The organism is Pandoraea sp. PE-S2R-1, assembly GCF_002179865.1.
Taxonomy (GTDB): Bacteria; Pseudomonadota; Gammaproteobacteria; order Burkholderiales; family Burkholderiaceae; genus Pandoraea.
Map to the genome: position 1 here is coordinate 1 of NZ_NGUR01000119.1, position 465 is coordinate 465.

Consider the following 465-nt stretch of genomic DNA (forward strand, 5'->3'; position numbering starts at 1 on the left):
GTTCCTGCAAGAACAGCGGTACGCCCTCGGCGAGATGCACGATGCGCTCACGCATCGCTGCCGGTAGCGCCACGCGCGGGGTGGCCGCGCGCACGATAGAGGCGGAGGCACCGGCATCGAGCGGCGCCAGATCGATTCGGCGCAAGCCCGTGGTGTGATGCCACGGCAGTTCGAACTCGGGCCGCGCGCACACGATCAGGAGACGACCGCCCGGCGGATTTTCCGCCATGAGCGCGAGCAATTCCTGCGTCGACGGATCGGCCCAGTGGGCGTCGTCGATCATGAGCACACCGCCATCGGGCAGCAGTGCCGCGAGCAGGGCAGGGGCTTCGTCGAGCACCGCCTGCTTCCACGCGTGCGGCACGTTGCCGTCGGCGTGCATGTCGAACAATGCCCGCAAGCGACGATGCGCGAGCAGGGCGGGTTGCGGGAGTTGTGAGGCGTCGGCGGACGTCTGTGTGCGTA

At 68.6% G+C, this 465-nt stretch carries 1 protein-coding gene; it reads right to left on the reverse strand.

Features of this window, described 5'->3' with window-relative positions; all coding sequences use genetic code 11:
* Positions 1-465 (reverse strand): hypothetical protein (locus tag CDV44_RS28175; protein ID WP_212677167.1); only part of this gene is annotated, 465 nt, incomplete at both ends.